The sequence below is a fragment of the Streptomyces sp. NBC_01445 genome (assembly GCF_035918235.1).
Lineage (GTDB): Bacteria > Actinomycetota > Actinomycetes > Streptomycetales > Streptomycetaceae > Streptomyces.
In genome coordinates this window covers 7,185,040-7,210,297 of sequence record NZ_CP109485.1, presented here as the reverse complement: position 1 = coordinate 7,210,297, position 25,258 = coordinate 7,185,040, and the positions used below count along the sequence as shown (strand labels likewise).

Below are 25,258 nucleotides of genomic sequence, written 5' to 3'. Positions count from 1 at the left end.
GAATGATGCCGAGAATCCCGGTCCGTGCGGCGCTGGTGTGGGCCGCGACCCGGGCGCTGCTCCTCCTGTGCGTCCTGAAGGTGATCACGGTCCCGGGGCCGGACGTGACGACCGACGTCTCCGTCATCTACCGCAACTGGTACGGGGTCCTGCGCACGGGCACGTTCCCGCTGGACGACGTCACCTGGCAGTACCCGCCCGCCGCCGCGGGCGCGATCCTCTCCCCCGGCCTCCTGCCGTTCCTGTCCTACGCCACCGCGTTCTTCGTGCTCGCCCTCGTCGCCGACGCGCTCACCTTCGGACTCCTCGTGTACGCGGGCGGGCGGCCCGGCAGGTCGTGGCGCGGGGCGTGGGTGTGGGTGGCGGGCGTGCCACTGCTCGGTCCGACCGCGTATGCGCGCTACGACGTCATGGTCACTGCGGTCGCGGTGGCGGCGCTGCTGGCCGGGGCCCGGCATCCGCGCGTCATGGGGGTGCTCACGGGGCTCGGCGCGCTGCTGAAGGTGTGGCCCGTGCTCCTGCTGCTCGGGACCCGCCGCGGGCGCGTCACGCGGGTCTCCTGGGGCAGCGCGGCCCTCACGGCCGGCGCCCTGGTCGTCGCCTTCTCGGCGGCGATGCCGGGCGCGCTCGACTTCGTCACCTCCCAGCGCGACCGCGGCACGGAGGTCGAGTCGCTCGGCGCGCTGGTGTTCCATGTGGCGCGGCAGTTCGGCTGGCCGGGTTATGTCGGGCTGCACTACGGCTCGATGGAGTTCCTCGGCCCCTACGTGGACGTCGTGAGCGTGGTCGCACAAGGGCTGACGCTGCTCGCGTTCGGCTGGCTCCTGATGTGGCGGCTGCGGGCGCGGGCCTGGGCGCCGGGCACGCTCGCGGACGCGGCGTTCGTAGCGGTGCTGCTGTTCACGACGACGAGCCGGGTGATCAGCCCTCAGTACATGCTGTGGCTGACCGGCCTGGCCGCGGTGTCGACGCTGTTCTCCGCGAGCCGGATGACGCCGCCCGCCTGCCTGGTCCTGGCGGCGTCCCTCGTGACGTTCCTGGAGTTCCCGCTCGGGTTCGCACACGTCGTGGGCGGCGACGAACTCGGCCTCGCCCTGATCCTCGTACGCAACGGCCTGCTGGTCACCGCGTCACTGACCGCCGCACGGCGCCTGTGGCGACAGACGGTCACGGAGCCGCACCTGAGCGAACAGCCGCCGTCGCCACAGCCGACCCGCGACGAGACCCTGCTGGCGTCATAGGTCCGCTCGTCGGTCAGCCCAGCTGTGCGCTCAGATAGTCCCGCCACTCCGCCGTGAACTTCTCCTCCGTCGTCCCGAGCACGCTCGCCATCGCCTCCTCGACCGCCCCGGTCCGCCGCTTGTGCTTCCCCACCGCGCGATAGAAGTCGTTCAGCTTCGCCTCGCCCCAGCGGTCGGCGATCATCCGGCAGGCCAGCCACCCGCCCTCGTACGCCTGCGCGAGCCGCCCCGCGTCGCCGGTGAACCCGAAGTCGGGGTCGGTGGGGAGCGCGGCCGGCAGCCGGCCGAGCCGCACCGCGCGCTGCAGTTCCGGCGCGGCCTGCCCCGCGGAGCGTCCGGTGCCGCGGTAGCCGACCCAGTCCGCGTACCCCTCGGACAGCCACAGTGGAGTGGCCCCCGACGTCGCCGCGCGGCTGGCGACATGGGTCGTCTCGTGCGTGAGGACGACCTGCTTGCCGAAGGAGCCGAGCACGCCGTAGGCGTCGGGGTTCACGATGATCCGGTCGGCCGGCGTCCGCCCCGGCGCGCCCGCCTCGCCGGTGGTCACCGCGGCGATCCCCCGGTACCCGGCAGCGGGGGTCCCGAGCAGCGCGCCCATGCCGTCCAGGGACTTCGGGACGAGGACGACGACCCGCTGGGCCCAGCCGGTCCCCCAGGCGTCGCTCACGGCGGGCACGGCCTCGTCGGCGAGGTCCGCGTAGTCGCGCAGCGCGCCGTGGGACCTGCCGACGCCGAGGACGAGACTGTGCGCTCCCCTCTCGACGACGACCCTGCCCTGTTCCCAGAGCTGCTCGCCGGCCTTCGGCGCGGGCCGGTCGGAGGTCACGTACCAGCGTCCCTCGCGCAGTTCGAGCTCGAGGGAGCGCGCGGAGACGACGGGGGCGCTGTCGTAGCCCTCGATCCGGTAGCGCAGTTCCGCGCTTGCGGTGGCGTGGCTGCCCGAGCGGTCCAGGCGGGTGAGCCGGTACGTCCAGGAGGACAACGGGACGTCGGCGAGGTTCGTCAGAACCGCGGCGTCCGCGCTGCCGGTGGCCCGGTACGCGGCCGGATCCCGGACGAGAACGGCATCGGCCCTGCGGTCGAGGGTGTGCTGCACATCGCCCCGGACCGTGTCCTGCGCCGCGCCCCCGCCGCAGCCGACGAGCCCGGCGAGCAGGGCGGCCACGGACAGCAGGGCGACGCACGCCCCCGCTCCACCCGCACCACGCCCACGACCAGACATCCTCCCGATCGTACGGCGCCTCCCGCGCCGGGCCCCACCTGCCGCGACCGCTCAGACCCGCGTCACGGACGACACGGGCATCATGCCCACCGGGTCGTATCGCACGGGCGCGCCGGGATAGGGGGCGTGGATGACCTGGCCGTTGCCCACATACATCCCGATGTGGCTGGCGTCCGAGCGGTAGGCGACGAGGTCGCCCGGCCGCGCCTCGGAGAGGGGGACCTGCCGTCCCGCGTACCGCTGGGCCTGCGAGGTGCGCGGGAGGCCGACACCCGCGCGCGCGTACGACCACTGCATCAGGCCCGAACAGTCGAACCCGGTGGGCCCGTTGGCGCCCCACACGTACGGCTTGCCGACCGCGGACATCGCGGCGGCGACCGCCGCGGCGGCCCGGCCGGACGACGGGACGCCCGCGCCCGACAGGTCGGGGACGCCGTCGCGTTCGCCACCGCGCGAGGCGCGCTCGTAGGCCTCACGCTGCGAGGCGGGCAGGGAGTCGAGCAGGCGGCGGGCCTTGGCGAGCTTGTCCTCGACGGTCCGCTTGTGCCGGGCGACGGCCTTGCGGGAGCGCTCCAGGTCGACGAGCTTGCGGGTGGCCTCGGCGCGTTCCTGGGACAGGTCGCGCTGCGCCCGCTGCAGTTCGGTGAGTTCGCCGGCCTGGCGGGCGGTGACGCGGTTGAGGACGGACGCCTTGTCGAGATAGCCGTCGGGGTCCGACGACAGGAGCAGGGCGAGGGCGGGGTCGATGCCGCCCGAGCGGTACTGGGCGCCGGCGAGCGAACCGAGGGCGCCGCGCATGGTGTTGATGCGCTCCTGCCCGCGGGCGACGCTGTCCTGAAGGTCCCCCAGTTCGTCGCGGAGCTTGTCGGCTCGCTCGTCGGCCTTGTTGAACGCCTCGGTGGCCTGCTCGGCCTGTTCGAGGAGGCGGTCGACCTCGGCCCGGGTGCCGGACGGGCGGTCCTGTGGCGCGGCGCCCGCGGGGGCGGCGGTGAGCCCGGCGGCGGCGGTGGCCGCCACGGCCGACAGGACGTACACAGTGGAGCCGCGCGCGCTCCGGTCGAGGCCGGACTGCGCGGGACGGCGATGGGACCCCACGGGTTGCCGCTCTCCTTTCCCGTCCCCCCGCCCCCACCACCCCAAGGGGCGACAGGACTCCGGAATGCGGGGCGACATTGACGTCCGCCCGGCACAGGCCCGGCTCCGGCCTGCGAGCCCACGTCGCGGGCCCGCTTCCGGCGGGTTCCTGCTTCACAGGCCCCTGCCGAAATCTGGATTCCGGTCTTCCGGGAGCCTCCACAGGCGTCACTTCCCGCCCGTCCGGCGGTAGATACGCCAGCTCTCGCTGACGGACAGCGCGGAAGCTATCACGCAGCGCAGTGGACGGCGATGCCCGGAAATGCCGACGCCCCGGCATCGATGCAGGTCGACGCCGGGGCGCAAAGTCAGTGGGAGCTGCCGATATTCGCCCGAACGGGCGCGTATTCGCGTGGCACTCGCCCGGCGGATCCGGGCCGGGTCCTCAGCCGGAGAGGCGGACGCCGAACTGGAAGGAACCGACGGTGCTCATCGACTCGTAGCGGACGACGGCACCGGGGTGCGGGGCGTGCAGCACCTGGCCGTTGCCGGCGTACAGGCCCACGTGCGCGAGGTTGTTGAAGAAGACCAGGTCGCCCGGCTTGAGCTGGCTCATGCCGATCTTCGTGCCGTCGTTCTGCTGCGTGTACGTGGTCCGGGTTATGCCCACACCGGCCTGTCCGTACGACCACTGGGTGAGCCCGGAGCAGTCGTAGGAGTTGGGGCCCGTGCCGCCGGAGACGTACGGCTTGCCGAGCTGGGTGGCGGCGGCGCTCAGGGCGGCGGCGCCGCGCTTGGAGGCCGGGACCTCGTTGCCGAGGTCGACGCGGGCGCCGGCGGAGCGGCTCGCGCGGGCGTCGTCGGCGGCCATCTTCTGCCGCTCGGCGGCGGTGAGGGTGTTGAGGAGCTTCTGCGCGGCGCTGAGCTTGCTCTGGACCTGCTGCTTCTTCTTGCCGAGTTCCGTGCGGGTGTCGGCGAGGTCCTTGAGCTTGTCGGCGGCTTCCTGGCGCTCCTGCGCCAGCGAACGCTGCTTCTCCTGGATCTTCTTCAGGCCCTCGACCTGCTGACCGGTGAGCTGGTCGAGCGTGGAGGCCTTGTCCAGGAAGTCGTCCGGGTCGGCGGAGAGGAAGAGCTGGACGGAGGGGTCGATGCCGCCGGAGCGGTACTGGGCGCTGGCCATCGAACCGAGGCCGGTGCGCATCTCGTTGAGATCCTCCTGGCCGCGGGCGACCTTGTCCTGGAGGTCGCCGATCTCCTTCTCGAGCTTCTTCTGCTTCTCCTTGGCCCCGTTGTACTTGTCGGTGGCCTTCTCCGCCTCTTCGTAGAGCTTGTCGACCTTGGCCTTGACCTCGCTCTTGCTCGGCTTCGGCGCGGCCTGCGCGGCCTGCGACGTGAGGGCCACGGCTGCGGCGGCGGTTGCGGTGAGCACGGTCACACGGGTGCGGCTCGGCTGCTTGGGTCGACGGTGGGACGCCACGAAGGCGAGCTCCTTCTTCCTCCAGCCGCCTACCGACACGCCGGTGGGCGGTGACCCTCTGCCGTCACTCCCGATGAGCGATCACCCGAGCGGAGGTTCGAGGCCAGACCTTAGTGACCTTCTTGTGATCAGTTCAAATCCTGACGAGAAAAAAGTCGGTCACCGAGCGCATTCTTTACACTCAACTCACGTGCGGTAATGCTCGTTTGACACTACGTTGCGTAAACGTTCCGCCAATTCGGGCATCAGGCCCAGAGGTTACGTATGAGACCTACGTTGCCTATGTGGCGAAGGGCCGGAACTGCGCGGCGGTCGGTCAGCCGCGCGAGAGACGCTTCAGAAGCATCACGGAGGCGACGGGACGCGCACCCGACTTGGCGACCCCGTCGGCCACCTCGCGGTCCGTGGAGACGACCACCACGGGCCGTCCGGAGGGCTCGGCGCGCACCAGCTGACGGATCAGCTCGTCGGCGGTGACACCCGCCTTCGAGAAGAGCACGCGCACCCCGCGCGGCGGCGCGAGCAGTACGGGCGCGGCGAGTTCGGCCCCGTCGAAGACACAGGTGACCTCGGCGCCGGTCTGCGCGGCGAGCTGGGAGAGCGAGCCGAGCAGCCTCAGCCGCTGCTTCTCCAGCGGCATCGTCGGATAGCCGGTCTTGGTGACGTTGTAGCCGTCGACCACGAGATGGGCCTGCGGCAGGGCGAGCAACTGGTCCAGGATGGCGGGGTCGTGCTCGGACAGGGCGCGGGCCGCGATGTCCTTGGGCGACATCCGCCCGGGCTCGACGGCGTCCACGGTCTCGGCGGGGCGCACGGACACGGGCGGCAGCGCCAGCTCGCGGCGCAGCCCCTGCGCGGACTCCAGGACGGTGTCGAGCAGCAGCCGTACGCGCATGTCCTCGACGCTGCGGCCCTCGCGCGCCGCCTTGCGGGAGGCCTCGAGCGCCGCCTCCGTCTCGCCGAGCCGCGCCTTGAGCCGCCGCGTCTCGCTGTCGGCGGCGGACAGCTGTGCCTGCATCTCGGCCCGCACGGCCTCGGTCTCGCCGTGGATCTTGCGCACGGCCGCCTCGCCGCGCTTGACGTCACTGAGCGCGCTGCGCAGCTTGCGGTGGAGGGAGTCGGCCTCCTTCTTCGCCGACTCCAGCTCCGTGCGCAGCCGTTCGGTCTCGGACCTGGTCTGGTCGCGGGCGGCCCCGACCTCGGCGCGCAGCCGCTCCAGCTCGGCCCGCGCCTCCTCGTCGGCGCGCTCGGCGTCGGCCCGCACGGCCTCCTCGCCGGCGGCCGCGACGAGCTTCACCCAGCCGGTGGGCCGCAGCACATAGGCCGCGGCGGCCACGTCGAGGGGGTCGGCGGCGGGCGGCGGCGCCCCGGAGTCCAGGGCGCCGGCGAGCTCCGGCTGGGCCTCTCTGAGACGTTCGCCGATGCGCTGGCGGAAGAGGGTGTCGCCCTCGAGAGCGGCGGCCATCGCATTGCCGGCGAACTTGGCACGCCGAGTCGGGGTGAAGCGCGCATACTGCCGCAACTGGGGCGGCAGTTCGGCGACCGTCAGCCCGCCGAAACCGTCCGAGACGATCTGCACGACCCGGCGCCGCACACCTTCGGGCAACGGCCGGTCGAGCACCTCAGCGGCGCCGTCCCCGGCCTCTCCGCCTGCGCTCTCCACCATCCGTCACCCCAATGTCCGAATTTTCTGGGGGTTCGGCTCCCTCTCAGGAGCCGGCACCCGGCCTGTCCACGAGTTCGACCTGATCCACGGCGTTGCACCAGCGGCAGCGGACCGACTCGATGGTCTCACTGACGACCTCGCGCTCCTCGACCTTCGGGTCACCAGCGAGGTCGAGGTGCACGTATTCGACGACCTTCGACGATCGGGTCACGTCGAAACGCGTGAGGTTGCCGCAGAGAGTGCAGCGCCAACGGGTCTCGGCGGTCGGCAGGGGAACCGTCATCGGGGCTGTCGCCTTCTTTCGGGGTCGTACGTTTTCCGTGGTGCGTGGTGCCCGTAACCCTACGGCCTGCCGGGTACCCCCCGCGCGGGCGTCCACAGTAGGGAATCCCGGCAGGCCGTCTGGGCAGGTGTGCACCGTTACGTCATGATCTGTTGCATGATCGACAATCGGGGTGTGACGGCGGGCAGGACGGTCAGATCGGCTGTCAGGAACCACCCGGCACCGGTGACGTACGGGCTGATCGCTCTGTGCTGCGTGGTGTTCCTGCTGTCCCCGGCGTCCGGGTTCAACCCCGTGTACGGCACGGGCGACCGGCTGCTCGCGGCTCAGAGCGACTACTTCGAGCGCTGGGGCGTGATCCCGGCCCAGTTGCTCACCGGCTCCCCGCGCGCCGCGCTCACCACCGTCACGGCCCTCTTCGTCCACGGCAGCTATCTGCACCTGCTGGGCAACATGCTCTTCCTGTACGTCTTCGGCGCGATGGTCGAAGAAGGAATGGGCCACCTCCAGTTCGCGCTCTTCTACGTGCTCTCCGGCTGCGCGGCGCTGCTCGGCTACGCCCTTGCGTACGCGAGCTCGGAGCAGACCCTGGTGGGCGCCTCGGGGGCGATCTCCGCGGTGCTCGGGGCGTTCCTGTATCTCTTCCCCCGGGCGCGCGTGACGAGCCTGTTCCCGTTCCTGTTCTTCCTGCCGCTGCGGTTTCCCGCGTGGGTGGTGCTGCCGTTCTGGGTGGCGCTCCAGTGGGCGGCGGCCCGGCAGAGCGGCCAGGGGCCGGGAGTGGCCTACCTGGCGCACCTGGTCGGGTTCTCCGTCGGGTTCCTCTACGCGTGGGCGCGCTACAGAGGAAGGAAGCGGGGTGCCCGGAGCGCTTCAGTGCAAGAGCGGGGGCGGGAGACGGGAGAGCTAGAGTGAAAGCAGCCCCAGCCACGGCCACCGAGGGAGACAGCCAGCCGTGATCACCGCGATCGTGCTCATCAAGACCAGCGTGGACCGGATCCCCGAGATCGCCGAGTCGATCGCCGCCCTCGACAGCGTCAGCGAGGTCTTCTCCGTGACCGGTACGTACGACCTGATCGCCATGGTGCGCGTCGCGCGCCACGACGACCTGGCGGACGTCATCCCCGGGAAGATCAGCAAGATCCCGGGAGTGGAAGCGACGGACACGCACGTCGCGTTCCGCACGTACTCGCAGCACGACCTGGAGGCGGCGTTCGCGATCGGACTCGACTCCTGATCCGGCCCGCTTGACGACCGAAGGCCGCCCCGAGGGGCGGCCTTCGTCATGTCCGGTGCGGTCGGCGGATCACACCGCCGGGACGCAACGCCCGTCCTCCGTGCGGTAGTTCCAGCGAGCACCGTCGCGGACCAGCTCGGTGACGGCGCGCACGAAGCGCTCGACGTGCTCGTCCGGGGTGCCGGCGCCGAAGCTGACGCGGATCGCGTTGAGGGACTTCTCGCCGGGCGCGGCCTCGGGCGCCCCGCACTCCCCCTGCGACTGCGGGTCGCTGCCCAGCAGGGTGCGCACGAGAGGGTGGGCGCAGAAGAGGCCGTCGCGCACGCCGATGCCGTACTCGGCGGAGAGCGCGGCCGCGAAGTGCGAGCTGTTCCAGCCGTCGACGACGAACGAGATGACGCCGACGCGCGGGGCGTCGTCACCGAACAGCGAGAGCACCTTCACCTCGGGCACGGCGGCGAGACCGTCGCGGACCTTGCCGATCAGGAACTGCTCGCGGGCGACGAGCGAGTCGAAGCCCGCCTCGGTGAGCGCCTTGCAGGCGGAGGCGATGGAGTAGACGCCGATGACGTTCGGCGAACCGGCCTCGTGGCGGGCGGCGCTGTCGTGCCACTCGACGTCCACACCGCCGTCGGCGCGCCGCGCGACCTTGCGGGAGGCGCCGCCGCCGGCGAGGTAGGGCTCGGAGTCCTGGAGCCAGTCGGCGCGGCCCGCGAGGACGCCGGAGCCGAAGGGCGCGTACAGCTTGTGCCCGGAGAAGGCGACCCAGTCGACGTCGAGGTCCTGGATGTCGACGGGGTGGTGCGGGGCGAGCTGCGCGGCGTCGAGGACGATGCGGGCGCCGTGCGCGTGGGCGGCGGCGGCGAGCTCACGGACGGGCCACAGCTCGCCGGTGACGTTCGAGGCACCCGTGACGCACACCAGGGCGGGGCCGTAGGGGTCGCGGCCGGCGAGGGCGCGCTCCAGGGTCTGGACGGCCTCGCCGGGCGTGCGCGGCGCGTTCAGGTACGTCACCCGGGCGTCGCGCCAGGGCAGGAGCGAGGCGTGGTGCTCGGTCTCGAAGACGAAGACCTCGCAGTCGGCGGGGAGCACGGCGGCGAGCAGGTTGAGCGAGTCCGTGGTCGACCGGGTGAAGATCACCTGGTCGTCCGCGCGGCAGCCGAGGAACTCGGCGACGGTCACGCGGGAGTTCTCGAAGAGGTCGGTCGACAGCTGCGACAGGTACCCGGCGCCGCGGTGCACGCTGCCGTAGTACGGCGCGTAGGCCGCCACGTCGTCCCAGACCCGCTGGAGCGCCGGGGCGCTGGCCGCGTAGTCGAGGGCCGCGTAGCTGACCTCGCCCCCGGTGACGAGCGGAACGGTGACATCCCGGCCCAGAACCGGCAGAGCCCCGGGAATTTCATGACAAAGCGACTGGTCGGCGGCAGCAGTGGGGACAGACATGGCGAACTCCCGTGAGAGACAAGCGAATTGACCACGCCGGAGCCGATGGCTCGACGGCGCAGCTGAAAAGGGAAAAGGTGTGCGGAGGTGGGGCGGAGATGCCCTATCGCATTCGCTTGCTCACGAGACTGCTCCCTTGAGGACCAGGACCCCAGGGTGTGCAGGGGTCCGCGCTTGCAGAGCACCTTGCTGTGCACTGCCTGGTCTTCACCCGGGGCACCCCGCCACGGACGGAGGGTTGCCGGACAGCGAGCCGGGGCCTAATCGCTGTCACTCATGACCTGCCGAGAAGTATGCCAGCTGATCGCTTCGTCGCAACAGCGTGTCCGCATCCCGGACGGAGCGTGGTGGGGAGGCACCGGACGGCACCTCCCCACCCCTTCTGTCCTGCACGTTTACGCGTTGCTGGCCGCCACCCAGCGCTCCAGCGTCCGCTTCGCCGAGCCCGAGTCGATCGACTCCGCGGCGCGGGCCATGCCGGCCCGGAGCTGGTCGGTCAGGGGGCCCTCGCCGGGCGTGAGAGCCACGAGCGCCGCCGCCGAGTTGAGGAGGACCGCGTCCCGTACCGGGCCCCTCTCACCGTCCAGCAGGCGGCGGGCCACCTCCGCGTTGTACGACGCGTCGGCGCCCCGCAGCGCGGACACCGGAACCAGGTCGATGCCGACGTCCCGCGGGTCGAAGGCCTCCTCGCGCACAGTGCCGTCCCGGACCACCCAGATCCGCGAGGTCGCCGTCGTCGTCAGCTCGTCCAGGCCGTCGTCGCCGCGGAAGACGAGGGACGAGTGGCCGCGCTCGGCGAAGACACCGGCCACGATGGGCGCCATCCGCGCGTCGGCGACACCGACGGCCTGGGCCCGCACCTTGGCAGGGTTGGTCAGCGGACCGAGGAAGTTGAACGTCGTGCGGATGCCCAGTTGGCCGCGCGCCGCCGCCACGTGCCGCAGCGCCGGGTGGAACTTCACGGCGAAGCAGAACGTGATCCCGGCCTCGTCCGCGACCTCGGCCACGCGCTTCGGCGTCAGCTCCAGATTCACGCCGAGCTTCTCCAGGACGTCCGAGGCGCCGGACGCCGACGAGGCGGCGCGGTTGCCGTGCTTGACGACCTTGGCGCCCGTGCCCGCGATGACGATCGCCGACATCGTGGAGATGTTGACCGTCTTGGCGCCGTCGCCGCCCGTGCCGACGATGTCGACCGTGTCGCCCGGGACCTCGATCACGTTGGCGTGCTCGTACATGGACCGTACGAGGCCGGAGATCTCCTCCACGGTCTCGCCCTTGGCGCGCATGGCCACCGCGAACCCGGCGATCTGCACGTCCGTGGCCTCGCCCCGCATGATGCGGTCCATGGCCCAGGCGGTGTCGTCGGCGCTCTGGTCGCGCCCTTCGAGGAGGCCGTTCAGGAGCTGGGGCCAGGAACGGCCCGCCGCGGTATTGCCTCCTGCGGGGGTCACAGCATTCATCTGCCGCTCCTGGTTTTCAGTGTGTATGGGAACAAGGCCACCCTATCCAGCCCGGAGAGCGGCAAAGAGCCCCGTCCAGTGCCTGGACGGGGCTCTCACCGTGGCGACCGTGCGGTCAGTTCAGGTGATCAGTGGTGGCCGTGGCCGCTGGTGATCTCCTTGTACTCCTCGACAGTCGGCTTGGGGATCTGGCTCTCCTCGCCGTACATCCCGTCGGAGAGCCTGGCCCGCAGCTTCTCCGTACCGGACACCTTGCGCTCCACACCGTTCTCGTCGACCGTCGGGCCGACCTCGAGCGGCGCGTACTGCTCGTGCGCGGTGAGGGTGTGCAGGGCGTCGGGCCCGAGCGGCTCGTGGACCTCGATGAACTCACCGTGCGGCAGGCGCTTGATGAGGCCGGACTCGCGTCCGTGCAGCACCTTGTCCTTGTCGCGGCGCTGGAGGCCGAGGCAGATCCGCTTGGTGATGAGGAAGGTCAGCACGGGCACGATGAAGAACCCGATACGCACGAACCAGGTGATCGCGTTGATCGACAGGTGGAAGTGCGTGGCCCAGAGGTCGTTACCACCACCGAGAAGCAGGACGAAGTACCAGCTGATCCAGGCGGCACCGAACGCGGTCCGGGTCGGGACGTTGCGCGGGCGGTCCAGGATGTGGTGCTCGCGCTTGTCGCCGGTGATCCAGGACTCGATGAACGGGTAGACCGCGATCACCACCAGGACCAGCGGGAAGATCATCAGCGGGATGAACACACCCAGGACGAGCGTGTGACCCCAGAGGTTGATCTCCCAGCCCGGCATGAAGCGGATCAGTCCCTCGGAGAAGCCCATGTACCAGTCGGGCTGCGCGCCGGTGGAGACCTGGTCGACCCGGTACGGGCCCATGGCCCAGATCGGGTTGACCGACGCGATCGCGGCGACGGCCGCGATGACACCGAAGACCAGGAAGAAGAAGCCACCCGCCTTGGCCATGTAGACCGGGAGCAGCGGCATGCCGACGACGTTCTTGTTCGTCTTTCCGGGGCCCGCGAACTGCGTGTGCTTGTGGTAGAAGACCAGGATCAGGTGAGCGACCACGAGACCGAGCATGATGCCCGGCAGCAGCAGGATGTGGACCGAGTAGAACCGCGCGACGAAGTCGCCGCCCGGGAACTCGCCGCCGAAGAGGAAGAACGACAGGTACGTGCCGACGATCGGCACGGACAGGACCGCGCCCTCCATGAAGCGGACACCGGTGCCGGAGAGCAGGTCGTCCGGGAGCGAGTAACCGGTGAAGCCGGTGAACATGCCGAGGACGAACAGCAGGAAGCCGAACACCCAGTTGACCTCACGCGGCTTGCGGAAAGCACCCGTGAAGAACACGCGCATCATGTGCACGAACATGCCGGCGAGGAAGATCAGCGCCGCCCAGTGGTGGATCTGCCGGATCAGCAGACCACCGCGCACCTCGAAGGAGATGTGCATGGTCGAGTTGAACGCCTCGGACATCAGCTGTCCCTGCAGCGGGACGTAGCTGCCGTGGTACTCCACCTCGTTCATCGACGGGTGGAAGAACAGCGTCAGGTACACACCCGTGAGGATGATGATGATGAAGCTGTACAGGCAGATCTCACCGAGCATGAAGGACCAGTGGTCCGGGAAGATCTTGCGCATGTTGGCCTTGGCCAGGGAGTAGATCCCGAGCCGGCCGTCCGCCCAGTCGGCCACCCGCTCACCGGCGGGCGCCTTCTCGCGCGAGGACGCGTCGTTGGTCGTCGAAGTGCTCATCCGCGCTCCCAGAAAGCAGGACCGACGGGCTCTGCGAAGTCGCCGAGCGCCTGCAGGTAACCCTCGTCGTTCACGCCGATACGCAGCTGCGGGAGCGCGTGGCCGGCGGGACCGAAGATGACGCGGGCGCCGTCGGAGAGGTCGAAGGTGGACTGGTGACAGGGGCAGAGCACGTGGTGCGTCTGCTGCTCGTACAGGGAGATCGGGCAGCCCACGTGGGTGCAGACCTTCGAGTACGCGACGACACCCTCGTGGCCCCACGCGAGCTCTTGCTTGTCCTTGATCTCGTCCGGCTGGATCCGGACCAGCATCAGGGCGGCCTTGCCCATGACCTGCTGGAAGTCCTCGTCGTGCTCCTCCACGCCCTCGGGCTTGGCGAAGGTGAGCGAGCCGACCACGATGTCCGAAGGACGCAGCGGCTCGTTCGTGTTCATGTTGACGAGGAGCTTGCCCTTCTTCCACGCGGTGTGCCGGAGCTTGTCCTCCGGCAGCGGACCGAGGTCACGGAGAAGGACGATGCCGGAGAGCGGGACCATCGCGACCGCGCCGAAGAGCGTGTTGCGGATCAGCTTGCGCCGGCCGAACTGCGACTCCTTGGCGCCCTGCTTGAAGTCCGCCAGGACCTTCGCCTTGACCTCGGGCTCGGCCGAGATCGCGTGACGGTCGTCGGCGACCTCCACGTCGGACATCAGGGTGCGGGCCCAGTGGACCGCGCCCGCGCCGATGCAGAACAGCGCCAGGCCGAGCGTCATGCCGAGCGCGAAGTTCAGCGCGCTGATGTGCCCGATCGGCCAGATGAAGACGCTCTTGTCGGCCTTGATCGTCACGAACGCGGCGATGAAGGCGACCGTGGAGAGCATCGAGAGCGTGAACAGGAAGGCGACCACGCGCTCGGAGCGCTTGGCGGCCCGCTCGTCGATGTCCTGGATCCGGTGCTCGTGGGGCGGCAGCCCCGGGTTGGCGAAGGGGTCTTCCTTCACCGCGACCGAGCCGTGCGGCTGGTCGGCGTCCTGCGCGCTGGGCAGGTTCTCTTCTGGAATCTCTTGACTCATGACTTCTTGGCCTTTGCGGTCCGAGCGGCGACCCAGACGGCGACGGCGACCAGGGCGCCGAGACCGAAGACCCAGGCGAACAGGCCTTCAGTGAACGGGCCGAGCCCGCCCAGCGTCAGCCCGCCGGGGCTCTCGGTCTCGTTGCCGTTGACCGCGTTGATGTACGCGATGATGTCCTTCTTGCTCTTCTCCGGCATCGTGGTGTCGGGGAAGGACGGCATGTTCTGCGGGCCCGTCTGCATGGCCTCGTAGATGTGCTTCGGGCTCACGTCCTCCAGGTTCGGCGCGAACTTGCCGTGTGTCAGCGCGCCGCCCTCACCGGTGAAGTTGTGGCACTGCGCGCAGTTGGTACGGAACAGCTCGCCACCGTTGGCGATGTCCGCACCCTCCGGGCTGACCTGGTTCTTCGTCGGGACGGTCGGACCGGCACCGAGCGAGGCGACGTACGCCGCGAGCTGGTCGATCTCGGCCTGCGAGTAGATGACCTTCTTCTTCGGGATCTGCGCGCCGGGCTGCTGCGCGGGCATGCGCCCGGTGCCGACCTGGAAGTCGACGGCCGCGGCGCCCACGCCCGTCAGCGGCGGACCGTCACTGGATCCCTGACCGCCGGTGCCGTGGCAGCTGGCGCAGCCAACGGCGTAGAGCTTCTTGCCCTCGTCGATGGCGAGGGACTGGGCGGTTTCGTCGGCCTGCGCCTTGCTCGCGGGTGCGAACGCGGCGTACAGCCCCCCGGTGGCCGCCAGCGCGAGGAGTAGGACGACGACCGCCGCCAGCGGATGGCGTCGTCGTGCGGAGAGCTTTTTCACGGATTACCCCGGTGTCAGGATCTTCTGCGTCGGTGCTTACTGGACGAGTCGGTACGTCGGGACGACGTGCCGGCTACTTGATCAAGTAGATCGTGGCGAAAAGGCCGATCCAGACGACATCGACGAAGTGCCAGTAATAGGACACGACGATGGCTGCGGTCGCCTGCTCATGGGTGAACTTCCTGGCCGCGTATGTGCGGCCGAGGACGAACAGGAAGGCGATGAGGCCGCCTGTCACGTGCAGTCCATGGAAGCCAGTCGTCAGGTAGAACACCGAACCGTACGGGTCGGAGGACAGCGAGAGACCGTCCTTCTTGACCAGCTCGGTGTACTCGAAGATCTGACCGCCGATGAAGATCGCACCCATGATGAAGGTGACGATGAACCATGTCCTGAGCTTCTTCACGTCCCCGCGCTCGGCGGCGAACACGCCGAGCTGACAGGTCAGTGAGGAGAGCACCAGGATCGTGGTGTTCGTCGCTGAGAACGGAACGTTCAGCGACTCGGCCATTTCCTTCCAGTGATCTGGCCCGGTCACCGATCGCAGGGTGAAGTACATCGCGAAGAGGGCCGCGAAGAACATCAGCTCGGAACTCAGCCAGATGATGGTTCCGACGCTGGTGAGGTTCGGCCGATTGACCGACGGGTGCGCGTGCCCGGTTTCTACTGTCGTTGCTGTCGCCACGACCGACATTATGTCGGTCGCTTATCTCGCGCTCACCCCGGGGGGTGCCGTTCGGAGTGTCTGTGGGGTGTGTCCAGCCCGTATGGCCCATCGGGGCGGTGTCCGAACCGGTGTTGACGGGGTGTCGGGAGGAGTAGGCTCCGCGCAACGCTTCCCCACCTTGATGAGTCAAAGACGCCGAAGTCTCGGAGGAACGATGCAGTCGACCGCGACGGTCCTGGTCTACAGCGACAACGCAAGCACCCGCGAACAGGTCCGCCTCGCGACCGGGCGCCGGCCCGCCGCCGACGCCCCCGAGATCGAGTTCGTCGAGTGCGCCACGCTCCCGGCGGTCCTCAAGGAGCTGGACCGCGGCGGCATCGACGTCTGCGTCCTGGACGGCGAGGCCGTTCCCGCGGGCGGCATGGGCGTCTGCCGGCAGATCAAGGACGAGATCTTCCACTGCCCGCCGGTGCTGCTCCTGATGGGGCGCCCGCAGGACGCCTGGCTGGCCACCTGGAGCCGCGCTGAGGCCGCCGTGACGCTGCCGGTCGATCCGGTGGAGTTCGCGGGCGCACTGGCCTCCCTGCTGCGCTCCCGGCGCGCCGTGGAGGCGTAAGGCGCTTCGGTACGCCGACGGGGCGGCCCGCAGCGCTGCTGCGGGCCGCCCCGTCCGTGTGTGTTCCGGAGTCAGAAGTCTCACACCTCGGGGCTCAGCCGGGCCGCCTGGACCGTGCTGCGGCCGCCGTCCCCCGCGACCGCCTGGACGGCGCTGCCCTTCTCCCAGTTCTTCCAGCTGAGGTTCCAGTCGCCGAAGCCGTTGCCGAACGGGTCCATCTGCGCGCCGTTGCTGTTGATGACCCTCACGACGTCGCCGGTGCGGACGGTGTTGAAGAACCACTCGGCGTTGCTCATGCTCATGCCGGTGCAGCCGTGGCTGACGTTGGCGTACCCCTGCGAGCCCTGGGACCAGGGCGCGGCGTGCACGTATTCGCCGCTCCAGGTCACCCGGGTCGCGAAGTACACGGGCATGTCGTAGGACTCCGACGAGCCCTCGGCGATGCCGATGCTGGTGCTGCGCATCCGTACGAAGCGTTCCTTGCCGAGTACGACCTTGACGCCGTTGCGGGTCTCGAACCCGGGCTTGCCGGTGGTGACGGGGATGGTGTTGATCACTCGGCCGTTGCGGTAGACCGTCATCTGGTGAGAGCCGGCGTCGGTCACGGCCTCTATTCGGTCGCCGATGGTGAGGCGAAGCGGCTTGGAGGCGCCGCCCCAGAGGCGGTCGCCGATCTTTATGCCGTCGAGGGTGCTGTGCGCTTCCACGGTGGCCCCTGCGGGCCAGTACTCCTCGGGGCGGAAGTGCAGCGTCTTGTCGTCCACCCACGTCCAGGAGCCCGCCACGGCGGGCTCCGAGTCGACCTTCAGGGCCCGCTCGACGACGGCCCGTGCAGCCTTGTCCTTGACGGCGGCGCTGAGTTCGGCGGTGACGGGCTGTCCTACGCCGTACTTGCCGGCCTCGGGGCCGAAGGTGACCTTGAGGGACTTCTTCTTCTTGTCCGGGTGGCCCGTGTCGAAGGTGAGGACCTTGCGGCCGGGCGCGCCCTCGTCGTCCTCGGTGCTCACGTGCACCGTGTAGTGGGCGTCGGCGGCGAGCGGGGCGGTGCTGTGCCACCTGCTGCCGTCGGCGGACAGTTCGCCCACGACATAGCGGCCTATCTCGTCGGTGGCCGTGACATCGGTTATGCGTGCTTCGTCGCCCTCCGAGGTGATCTCTATGGGCTTGTCCGGGTCGGCCTTCTTGCTCCCGGACTCCCCGCTGAAGCCGATCTCGCCCGCCGCGTCGTACGGCTTGGCGGAGAGCGGGTGACTGGAGCCGCTGCAGCCCGTGACGCTCGCACCGAGTGCGGTCACCAGCAGAGTGCAGCCCATTACCATGCGAATTCTCGGTGAGTTGTTCATGAGCAACACGGTATGAACCCTCGCCGCTCGCGGCGCGTCGATTGGGCCGTCCGAGGCACGGCCGGGGCGGGGCACGGGAAAGGGCCCGGACACTCCTGACGGAGTGCCCGGGCCCTTTCGGCGCCGGCCGGGCCCTACTGGGTCCGGTTCTCGCCGCGGTAGTACTCGAAGACCCAGCCCCACAGGCCGATCCCGATGATCGGGGCCGAGAAGTACATCAGCCACCAGCCGAAGACGACGCCCATGAAGCCGAGCGCACCGCCGATGGCCAGAGCCAGCGGCTGCCAGCTGTGCGGGCTGAAGAAGCCCACGTCACCGGCGTCGTCCGCGACATCGGCCTCCTTGTTGTCCTGCGCACCCGTGTCGAGCCGCCGGGCCGTGAAGGCCAGGTAGTAGCCGACCATGATGCACAGGCCGAAGGACAGGAAGAGCGCCGTGGTTCCGGCGGGCTCCTTCGACCACACGCCGTAGACGATCGCCATGGCGAGCACGAAGACGCTCAGCCAGATGAACATCTTGCCTTGGACCTTCACTTGCCGGCCTCCTTGCCACCAGAGAGAGCCTTGCCCCCGTGGCCGCCGTTCTGGAGCTGGTCCATCGCGGCGATCTCCGGGTGGTGCAGGTCGAACGCCGGCGATTCACTGCGAATGCGCGGCAGGGTGAGGAAGTTGTGCCGCGGCGGCGGGCAGGACGTCGCCCATTCGAGCGAACGGCCGTAGCCCCACGGGTCGTCGACCTCGACCTTCTTGCCGTACTTGGCGGTCTTCCACACGTTGTAGAAGAACGGCAGGATCGACAGACCGAGCAGGAACGAGGAGATCGTCGAGATCGTGTTCAGCGCGGTGAAGCCGTCGGCCGCGAGGTAGTCCGCGTAACGACGCGGCATGCCCTCGACGCCCAGCCAGTGCTGCACCAGGAACGTGCCGTGGAAGCCGATGAACAGCGTCCAGAACGTGATCTTGCCGAGCCGCTCGTCGAGCATCTTGCCCGTGAACTTCGGCCACCAGAAGTGGAATCCGGCGAACATCGCGAACACCACGGTGCCGAAGACGACGTAGTGGAAGTGCGCGACGACGAAGTACGAGTCCGAGACGTGGAAGTCCAGCGGCGGGGCCGCCAGGATGACGCCGGTCAGACCACCGAAGACGAAAGTGATCAGGAAGCCGATCGTCCAGAGCATCGGTGTCTCGAAGGACAGTGAGCCCTTCCACATCGTGCCGATCCAGTTGAAGAACTTCACGCCTGTCGGTACGGCGATGAGGAACGTCATGAAGGAGAAGAACGGCAACAGCACGCCGCCGGTGACGTACATGTGGTGCGCCCACACGGTCACGGAGAGACCCGCGATCGCAATGGTCGCGCCGATCAGGCCCGAGTAGCCGAACATCGGCTTCCTCGAGAACACCGGGATCACTTCGGAAATGATTCCGAAGAATGGCAACGCGATGATGTACACCTCTGGGTGTCCGAAGAACCAGAAGAGGTGTTGCCATAGCAAGGCGCCGCCATTACTGGCGTCGAACACATGGGCACCGAACTTACGATCCGCCTCCAGGGCGAACAGCGCGGCGGCCAGGACCGGGAAGGCGAGCAGGACCAGGACGGCGGTCAGCAGCACGTTCCATACGAAGATCGGCATGCGGAACATCGTCATGCCGGGAGCGCGCATGCAGATGATCGTGGTGATGAAGTTGACCGCGCCGAGGATGGTGCCGAAGCCGGAGAAGGCCAGACCCATGATCCACATGTCGGCGCCGATGCCCGGGCTGCGGACCGCGTCCGACAGCGGGGAGTAGGCGAACCAGCCGAAGTCGGCCGCACCCTGCGGGGTGAGGAAACCGCCGACGGCGATGGTCGAGCCGAACAGGTAGAGCCAGTAGGCGAACATGTTCAGCCGCGGGAACGCCACGTCGGGCGCGCCGATCTGCAGCGGCATGATCCAGTTCGTGAAACCGGCGAACAGCGGCGTCGCGAACATCAGCAGCATGATCGTGCCGTGCATCGTGAACGCCTGGTTGAACTGCTCGTTCGACATGATCTGGTTGCCGGGACGAGCGAGTTCGGCGCGCATGAAGAGCGCCATGACTCCGCCGATGCAGAAGAACGCGAACGACGTGACCAGGTAGAGCGTGCCGATCGTCTTGTGGTCAGTGGTGGTCAGCCACTTGACGACGACATTCCCCGGCTGCTTGCGCCTGACCGGCAACTCGTTCTCGTACGAGTCGTCAGCTGCGGCGGCACCCTGAGGTTCGTTGAGGATGCTCACAGGTTGTTCGTCTCCCGGTTCTTCTCGTGGCTCGTCTGCGCGATGCCGGACGGGATGTAACCGGTCTGCCCCTTCTTCACGAGGTCCTTGAGGTGCTGCTGGTAGCGCTCAGGAGAGACGACCTTCACGTTGAACAGCATGCGCGAGTGGTCGACGCCGCAGAGCTCGGCGCACTTGCCCAGGAAGGTGCCCTCCCGGTTGGGAGTCACCTCGAAGGCGTTGGTGTGGCCGGGAATGACGTCCTGCTTCATCAGGAACGGCACCACCCAGAAGTCATGGATGACGTCGCGCGAGGTGAGGACGAACCGGACCTTCTCGCCCTTGGGGAGCCAGAGGGTGGGGCCGGGGTTCTTCGTCTGCGGGTTCACCGACGCCGGCGTACCGGCCTCGTAGACGCCGCCGGCGTTCGCCGGGAAGTCCTTGATGAAGCGGTCCGGAATGCCGGCCAGTTCCTTCGAGGTCTTCGCGTCACCCGTGGAGCCGGGCACGTTCTCGACATAGTTGAAGCCCCAGCTCCACTGATAGCCGACCACGTTGATGGTGTGGGCCGGCTTGTCGTCGAGGCTGAGGAGCTTCGTCTCGTCTCGCGCCGTGAAGTAGAAGAGGACCGAGACGATGATGAGCGGTACCACCGTGTACAGCGCCTCGAGCGGCATGTTGTACCGCGTCTGCGTTGGTACCTCGATCTTGGTGCGGCTGCGCCGGTGGAAGATGATGCTCCACAGGATCAGGCCCCAGACAAGGACACCCGTGGCGAGCGCTGCCGCCCACGAGCCCTGCCAGAGGGAGAGGATCCTGGGACCTTCTTCCGTAACCGGGGTCGGCATACCAAGACGAGGAAAGTCCTTGTATGTGCAACCAGTAGCGGTTACCAGGATCAGGCCCGCAGTCAGCACCTGCGGCAGCTTCCGCCGCATCGGGCGCCGCGACGAGCGGTCGGAGCCGTTGGGACTCACGTAGCGCCTTCCCGAGAGTCTCGCCCGCGCTGGTTGGCTACGGCCGTCTCGCTGGTCGCTCGCCGCCCTGGCACACGGGCAGGGGTTTGGATGTTTATGCGGACCAAACCCTACTGGACGCTATTTGGGGTCGCGCGGGGAGGGTGCCTAACGCGCCGCGGGTCACTCAGAAGGGGTGGAACTTGCTGTTCCGGGGGGATCTGACGGGGGATCGGGGGGGGGAGGCCCGGCGGGTGACGGGCGCGGGCGGTCCGGCGGGTGCGCGCTCCGGGTGGCCGGTCACCCCCCTCCCCTCACCCCCTCCCCTCACCCCTTGCGGGAGGCCACGCTCACCCGGGGCTTTACCGTTGCGGTGTGTCCTACTTCGACGCTGCCTCCTCCGCTCCCCTGCACCCCGTGGCCCGGCAGGCGCTGCTCGCCTCGCTCGACGAGGGGTGGGCCGACCCCGCCCGGCTCTACCGCGAGGGGAGGCGGGCCCGGCTGCTGCTCGACGCCGCCCGTGAGGCCGCCGCCGACGCCGTGGGCTGCCGGCCGGACGAGCTTGTTTTCACCCCTTCGGGGACGCGTGCGGTGCACTCCGGGATCTCCGGCGCGCTCGCGGGACGTCGGCGTGCCGGCCGGCACCTGGTGGTTTCCGCGGTCGAGCACTCCTCAGTACTCCATTCGGCTGCCGCGCTGGAGGCGGACGGCGGTTCGGTGACCGAGGTGGGCGTGGACCGGGCCGGTTCCGTCTCTCCCGCCGCGTACGCCGAAGCGCTCGGGCAGGACACGGCGCTCGCCTGCCTCCAGTCCGCCAACCACGAGGTGGGGACGGTGCAGCCGGTGGCCGAGGTCGCCGCGGCGTGCCGGGCCGCCGGGGTGCCGCTGCTCGTGGACGCGGCGCAGTCGCTGGCGTGGGGTCCGGTCGAGGGTGACTGGTCCCTGCTCGCGGGCAGCGCGCACAAGTGGGGCGGCCCGGCGGGCGTCGGACTGCTCGTCGTGCGCAAGGGGGTGCGGTTCGCACCCCAAGGCCCGGCGGACGAACGGGAGTCGGGGCGGGCGGCCGGCTTCGAGAACATTCCGGCCGTCGTGGCGGCGGCGGCCTCACTGCGGGCGGTGCGGGCCGAGGCGGCGGCGGAGGACGCGCGGCTGCGGGAGTTGACGGAGCGGATCCGGGCGCGTGTCCCGGGGCTCGTGCCCGATGTCGAGGTGGTGGGCGACCCGGTGCGGCGGCTGCCCCACGTAGTCACCTTCTCCTGTCTCTATGTCGACGGAGAGACTCTGCTGCACGAGCTGGACCGGGCCGGTTTTTCTGTTTCGTCCGGATCGTCGTGCACGAGCAGCACGCTGACGCCGAGCCATGTGCTCAAGGCGATGGGGGTGCTGAGCGAGGGGAACGTACGGGTGTCGCTGCCGCTCGGGACGGACGAGGGCGACGTCGAGCGGTTCCTCGAGGTGCTGCCGGGGACGGTCGCTTCGGTAAGGGAGCGGCTCGGGGCGACGGCCGTGACCGCGCCCGCCCCCGCGCCGGCGAGTGCGCCCTCGCTCGTGGTGGACGCGCTCGGGAAGCGGTGCCCGATCCCCGTCATCGAACTGGCGAAGGTGATCGGGGACGTCCCGGTGGGCGGGACGGTGACCGTGCTCGCCGACGACGAGGCGGCGCGGCTCGACATCCCGGCGTGGTGCGAGATGCGGAGCCAGCAGTACGTCGGGGAGGAGCCGGCGGAGCGCGGTGCCGCCTACGTGGTCCGCCGGCTCTCCTGACGGGACTACTTCAGGTACTCCTTGACCTCGGCCGCGGCCTCGTGGCCGTACGCCTTGGTGAAGCGGTCCATGAAGTGGCCGCGGCGCAGCTGGTACTCCTGCGTGCCGAGGGTCTCGATGACCAGCGTGGCGAGCATGCAGCCGACCTGGGCGGCGCGCTCATGGCCGACGCCCCAGGCCAGGCCGGACAGGAAGCCCGCGCGGAACGCGTCGCCGACGCCGGTCGGGTCGACCTTGGCCTCCTCCTCCGCGCAGCCGACCTCGATCGGGTCCTCGCCGACACCCTCGATGCGGACGCCGCGCGAGCCGAGGGTCGTGACGCGGTGGCCGACCTTGCCGAGGATCTCCTCGTCGGTCCAGCCGGTCTTGCTCTCGATGAGGCCCTTCTCGTACTCGTTCGAGAAGAGGTACGTGGCGCCGTCCAGGAGCGTGCGGATCTCGTCGCCGTTCATCCGGGCGATCTGCTGCGAGAAGTCCGCGGCGAACGGGATGGAACGCGAGCGGCACTCCTCCGTGTGACGGAGCATGCCCTCCGGGTCGTCCGCGCCGATCAGGACCAGGTCGAGGCCGCCGACGCGCTCGGCGACGGACTGCAGCTCGATGAGGCGGGCCTCGCTCATGGCGCCCGTGTAGAAGGAGCCGATCTGGTTGTGGTCGACGTCCGTGGTGCAGACGAAGCGGGCCGTGTGCAGGACCTCGGAGATGCGCACGGAGGCGGTGTCCACGCCGTGGCGGTCGAGCCAGGCGCGGTACTCGTCGAAGTCGGAGCCCGCGGCGCCGACCAGGATCGGGTCCGTGCCGAGCTGCCCCATGCCGAACGCGATGTTCGCGCCGACACCGCCCCGGCGGACGTCGAGGTTGTCGACGAGGAAGGAGAGGGAGACCGTGTGCAGCTGATCCGCGACCAGCTGGTCGGCGAAGCGGCCGGGGAAGGTCATGAGGTGGTCGGTGGCGATGGAACCGGTGACTGCGATACGCACGGCGTGGTCACGTCTTCCTGAGCGGAGGGGGTTGACGCTTTACGCTACCGGGTCGCGTCCGTCCGGCTGAAGTGGCAAAATTACCCGATAGTAGGGCTTTCTTCGCGGGGACGGACCCGCATAGCGTTCCTTTATGACGAACCTCAAGGTCCGCACCGCGTCCGCGCCGCTCGACCTCGAAGGCGGCCTCGCGTCCCTGCGCGGCGACTGCGCCCGAATGGCCCCGCACTGGACGGCCCCCGCCAAGGAGAAGCAGACTCCCGTCGCCCCCTCCCTCCCCCACGGCGTCGTCGTGCCCTCCAAGTCCGCGCGGCTCATCGACTCGACGTCCGAATACGGGGACTAGCGGCGGGCCGGCACGGGCCCTGGTGAGCGAGGAGGGAACCACACGCTCCCCCGCCGCGTCCCATCGCTGTCCCCCGTAAAGGGGATACGGCGTACGACGCGGCAAAGGAGCGATGCAGTGAGCACCGAGCAGACGCAGGATCGACACCGGGGGCGCTCTCCGCTGGCCGTCGCCTCGGTCGCGGCAGCGGTACTCCTCGTCGGTGGCGGTGGCGCGTATTTCGCGGCGACCTCGGCCGACGGCGGCGGCCGCGGCGGCTCCCCGGCGGCGGGCGACGGCTCCACTCCCCCACCGCTCGCCCTGGACGGATACGGGGAGGGCGGTACGGGCTCCACCTCGGGGATCGCGCCGGGCGAGCCCGACCCGAACGGCACCCGTTACCGGGCCGACGGCAAGCTCCCCACGGGCCCAGGCGACGCCCCCGTCTACCGGACCGAGGGCAAGGTGACCGCGGCCGATGTCGCAGAGCTTGCCAGGACGCTGGACGCGCAGGGCACCCCGCGCCTGGAGAACGGCGCCTGGAAGGTGGGCCCGGCCAAGGACGGCTCGGGTCCCTCGCTCCAGGTGACCGAGCGAGCCCCCGGCGCATGGACGTATGCGCGCTACGCACCGTCCGCGGGCCACAAGTGCGCGAGCCCCACCAAGTGCACCGAGGCGCCGGGGAACGGCAGCACCAAGGACGCCGTGAGCGAGGACGCCGCGAAGAAGGCGGCCGCTCCGGTCCTCAAGGCGCTCGGCCAGGACGACGCGAAGCTCGACGCGCGCCAACTGATGGGCGCGATACGGGTGGTGAACGCGGAGCCCCGCGTGGGCGACCTGCCCACGTACGGCTGGACCACGGGCGTCCAGGTCGGCTCGGACGGTCAAGTGGTGGGCGGCAGCGGCCAGTTGAAGAAGCCGGCCAAGGGCGACACGTATCCCGTGATCAGCGCGCAGAAGACGCTCGATCTGCTCAACTCCACGGCTGTCGGGGCCGGTCGCGTCGGTATCGGCGGCTGTGCCAGCCCGGTGCCGGTGAAGGAGCGGGACGAGGCGCCGTGCAAGGCGCCGACGAAGCTGCCCGCGGCGGAGCCCGTCCATGTCACGGGCGCGACGTTCGGGCTCGCGGCGCAGTTCACGCAGGGGCGGCAGATCCTCGTACCGTCGTGGCTGTTCCAGGTGAAGCCGCAGGGCGGGCAGGCGGCCTTCACGGTGACACATCCCGCGGTGGACCCGAAGTTCCTGACGGCGCCGCAAGCGCAGGGGCCGACCGGCAAGCCGAGCCCGCGGCCGAGCGTGCAGCCCGGTGACCCGGGGACCGACACCCGCGATGTGCGCCCCGACGGCTACACCGGGGACGGGCGGACGCTGACGGCGCACTTCACGGGCGGCGTGTGCAGCACCTACACGGCCTCGGCGACGGAGCAGGACGGCACGGTCGCCCTGAAGGTCACGGAGACGCGGAAGAAGGGCACGGTCTGCGTCGCGATGGCGAAGTTCTACACGCTGCCGGTGACGCTGGACGAGCCGCTCGACGGCCGGAAGGTCGTGGACTCGAACGACAAGGCGGTGCCGCACGCGGACGGCAGGCAGGGACACGAGCCGGCGCCGCAGAGCTGACGTCGCAGCGAAACGCGA

Annotated in this window: 23 protein-coding genes and 1 riboswitch; of the genes, 7 read left to right on the top strand and 16 right to left on the bottom strand. The window is 69.6% G+C overall.

Translation table 11 applies throughout. The features are described from left to right. Window positions 1-2: 2 nt before the first annotated feature. Window positions 3-1,241: a glycosyltransferase family 87 protein gene (locus OG574_RS32755; protein WP_326776144.1), complete on the top strand. Its 1,239-nt coding sequence runs from the start codon at window positions 3-5 to the stop codon at window positions 1,239-1,241. 13 nt (window positions 1,242-1,254) lie between these two features. Here the strand turns inward: OG574_RS32755 and OG574_RS32750 are convergent, their stop codons facing one another. From OG574_RS32750 to OG574_RS32730, 5 genes are all read right to left on the bottom strand, one after another. Further along, on the bottom strand, window positions 1,255-2,463 hold the full coding sequence (locus OG574_RS32750) for a hypothetical protein (RefSeq protein WP_326776143.1): 1,209 nt from the start codon (window positions 2,461-2,463) through the stop codon (window positions 1,255-1,257). Between the two features lie 51 nt (window positions 2,464-2,514). Then, entirely contained in the window at window positions 2,515-3,558 is a 1,044-nt protein-coding gene (locus tag OG574_RS32745) for a C40 family peptidase (protein ID WP_326776142.1), read from the bottom strand. Window positions 3,559-3,982: 424 nt separating this feature from the next. Next, complete coding sequence (locus OG574_RS32740; protein ID WP_100592584.1) at window positions 3,983-5,014, bottom strand: C40 family peptidase; 1,032 nt, start codon at window positions 5,012-5,014, stop codon at window positions 3,983-3,985. 316 nt (window positions 5,015-5,330) lie between these two features. Next, a complete protein-coding gene (locus OG574_RS32735; RefSeq protein ID WP_100592169.1) occupies window positions 5,331-6,680 on the bottom strand; it encodes an NYN domain-containing protein in 1,350 nt (449 codons plus the stop codon). A 43-nt stretch (window positions 6,681-6,723) separates the two neighbouring features. Then, window positions 6,724-6,963, bottom strand: coding sequence for a hypothetical protein (locus OG574_RS32730; RefSeq protein WP_100592168.1), 240 nt, complete (start codon window positions 6,961-6,963; stop codon window positions 6,724-6,726). Between the two features lie 156 nt (window positions 6,964-7,119). On the opposite strand from OG574_RS32730, the gene OG574_RS32725 reads away from it, so the two are divergent. After that, complete coding sequence (locus OG574_RS32725; RefSeq protein ID WP_326776141.1) at window positions 7,120-7,875, top strand: rhomboid family intramembrane serine protease; 756 nt, start codon at window positions 7,120-7,122, stop codon at window positions 7,873-7,875. 40 nt (window positions 7,876-7,915) lie between these two features. Then, on the top strand, window positions 7,916-8,197 hold the full coding sequence (locus OG574_RS32720; RefSeq protein WP_100592167.1) for an Lrp/AsnC family transcriptional regulator: 282 nt from the start codon (window positions 7,916-7,918) through the stop codon (window positions 8,195-8,197). A 69-nt stretch (window positions 8,198-8,266) separates the two neighbouring features. Here OG574_RS32720 and OG574_RS32715 read toward each other — a convergent pair whose 3' ends face one another. The 6 genes from OG574_RS32715 to ctaE all read right to left on the bottom strand — a co-directional run bounded on the left by OG574_RS32715 (window position 8,267) and on the right by ctaE (window position 15,418). After that, a complete protein-coding gene (locus tag OG574_RS32715; protein ID WP_326776140.1) occupies window positions 8,267-9,640 on the bottom strand; it encodes an aminotransferase class V-fold PLP-dependent enzyme in 1,374 nt (457 codons plus the stop codon). Window positions 9,641-9,805: 165 nt separating this feature from the next. After that, window positions 9,806-9,922: riboswitch (SAM riboswitch) on the bottom strand. Window positions 9,923-10,035: 113 nt separating this feature from the next. After that, a complete protein-coding gene (trpD, locus tag OG574_RS32710) occupies window positions 10,036-11,100 on the bottom strand; it encodes an anthranilate phosphoribosyltransferase (protein WP_326776139.1) in 1,065 nt (354 codons plus the stop codon). A 128-nt stretch (window positions 11,101-11,228) separates the two neighbouring features. Next, the gene (qcrB, locus tag OG574_RS32705) at window positions 11,229-12,866 is read right to left on the bottom strand and encodes a cytochrome bc1 complex cytochrome b subunit (protein ID WP_326776138.1); all 1,638 of its coding nucleotides are present in this window, start codon (window positions 12,864-12,866) and stop codon (window positions 11,229-11,231) included. After that, complete coding sequence (gene qcrA / locus OG574_RS32700; protein ID WP_326776137.1) at window positions 12,863-13,918, bottom strand: cytochrome bc1 complex Rieske iron-sulfur subunit; 1,056 nt, start codon at window positions 13,916-13,918, stop codon at window positions 12,863-12,865. The genes qcrB and qcrA overlap by 4 nt, the downstream gene beginning before the upstream one ends. After that, on the bottom strand, window positions 13,915-14,724 hold the full coding sequence (gene qcrC, locus OG574_RS32695; protein ID WP_100592162.1) for a cytochrome bc1 complex diheme cytochrome c subunit: 810 nt from the start codon (window positions 14,722-14,724) through the stop codon (window positions 13,915-13,917). The genes qcrA and qcrC overlap by 4 nt, the downstream gene beginning before the upstream one ends. A 73-nt stretch (window positions 14,725-14,797) precedes the next feature. Continuing rightward, window positions 14,798-15,418, bottom strand: a complete 621-nt coding sequence (gene ctaE, locus OG574_RS32690) for an aa3-type cytochrome oxidase subunit III (protein WP_100592161.1) — start codon at window positions 15,416-15,418, stop codon at window positions 14,798-14,800. A gap of 187 nt (window positions 15,419-15,605) precedes the next feature. On the opposite strand from ctaE, the gene OG574_RS32685 reads away from it, so the two are divergent. Further along, a complete protein-coding gene (locus OG574_RS32685; protein WP_100592160.1) occupies window positions 15,606-16,007 on the top strand; it encodes a hypothetical protein in 402 nt (133 codons plus the stop codon). A gap of 80 nt (window positions 16,008-16,087) precedes the next feature. Here the strand turns inward: OG574_RS32685 and OG574_RS32680 are convergent, their stop codons facing one another. The 4 genes from OG574_RS32680 to ctaC form a co-directional block, all read right to left on the bottom strand. Beyond that, complete coding sequence (locus OG574_RS32680) at window positions 16,088-17,350, bottom strand: L,D-transpeptidase (RefSeq protein ID WP_326776136.1); 1,263 nt, start codon at window positions 17,348-17,350, stop codon at window positions 16,088-16,090. Between the two features lie 134 nt (window positions 17,351-17,484). Then, the gene (locus OG574_RS32675; protein ID WP_326776135.1) at window positions 17,485-17,883 is read right to left on the bottom strand and encodes a cytochrome c oxidase subunit 4; all 399 of its coding nucleotides are present in this window, start codon (window positions 17,881-17,883) and stop codon (window positions 17,485-17,487) included. Then, a complete protein-coding gene (gene ctaD / locus OG574_RS32670; protein WP_100592157.1) occupies window positions 17,880-19,616 on the bottom strand; it encodes an aa3-type cytochrome oxidase subunit I in 1,737 nt (578 codons plus the stop codon). The genes OG574_RS32675 and ctaD overlap by 4 nt, the downstream gene beginning before the upstream one ends. Next, a complete protein-coding gene (gene ctaC, locus OG574_RS32665) occupies window positions 19,613-20,572 on the bottom strand; it encodes an aa3-type cytochrome oxidase subunit II (RefSeq protein WP_100592156.1) in 960 nt (319 codons plus the stop codon). The genes ctaD and ctaC overlap by 4 nt, the downstream gene beginning before the upstream one ends. A gap of 354 nt (window positions 20,573-20,926) precedes the next feature. Here ctaC and OG574_RS32660 point away from each other — a divergent pair, with 354 nt between their 5' ends. Further along, on the top strand, window positions 20,927-22,315 hold the full coding sequence (locus OG574_RS32660; protein ID WP_326776134.1) for a cysteine desulfurase/sulfurtransferase TusA family protein: 1,389 nt from the start codon (window positions 20,927-20,929) through the stop codon (window positions 22,313-22,315). Window positions 22,316-22,320: 5 nt separating this feature from the next. Here the strand turns inward: OG574_RS32660 and OG574_RS32655 are convergent, their stop codons facing one another. Further along, on the bottom strand, window positions 22,321-23,295 hold the full coding sequence (locus OG574_RS32655; RefSeq protein WP_100592154.1) for a carbohydrate kinase family protein: 975 nt from the start codon (window positions 23,293-23,295) through the stop codon (window positions 22,321-22,323). A gap of 133 nt (window positions 23,296-23,428) precedes the next feature. Between OG574_RS32655 and OG574_RS32650 the strand changes: the two genes are divergently transcribed. Together OG574_RS32650 and OG574_RS32645 are read left to right on the top strand one after the other, a co-directional pair. After that, window positions 23,429-23,641, top strand: a complete 213-nt coding sequence (locus tag OG574_RS32650) for a hypothetical protein (protein WP_326776133.1) — start codon at window positions 23,429-23,431, stop codon at window positions 23,639-23,641. A 117-nt stretch (window positions 23,642-23,758) separates the two neighbouring features. Further along, on the top strand, window positions 23,759-25,240 hold the full coding sequence (locus OG574_RS32645; RefSeq protein WP_326776132.1) for a hypothetical protein: 1,482 nt from the start codon (window positions 23,759-23,761) through the stop codon (window positions 25,238-25,240). Window positions 25,241-25,258: the final 18 nt, after the last annotated feature.